At 69.4% G+C, this 333-nt stretch carries 1 protein-coding gene; it reads left to right on the top strand.

Features of this window, described 5'->3' with window-relative positions; genetic code table 11:
- On the top strand, positions 1 to 333 hold a 333-nt coding region (locus ACZ9XP_RS17870), incomplete at both ends, for an Ig-like domain-containing protein (RefSeq protein ID WP_465188958.1).

Below are 333 nucleotides of genomic sequence, written 5' to 3'. Positions count from 1 at the left end.
GCGCACCCGGCAGCGACAGCGCCGTTGTCGACCTGACCGCACCGGCCCTCACCGCCCAGCTCGACCCGAGCAGCGACAGCGGTACGCCAGGCGACGGCATCACCAACGACACCACGCCGACCATCAGCGGCACCGGCAATGCTGGCGACAGCATCAAAGTCACCACCCCGACTGGCGAAGTGCTCACCACCACCGTCAACCCGGATGGCACCTGGAGCGTCACCCCGACGCAGCCGCTGCCAGAAGGGGCGGCCAACATTCCGGTGGTCGCCACCGACCCGGCCGGCAACACCACCAACGCCAGCGTACCGGTCACCATCGACAGCGGTGTGC

It is taken from the genome of Vogesella perlucida (assembly GCF_979366545.1).
This window is presented reverse-complemented; position numbering and strand designations above follow the sequence as displayed.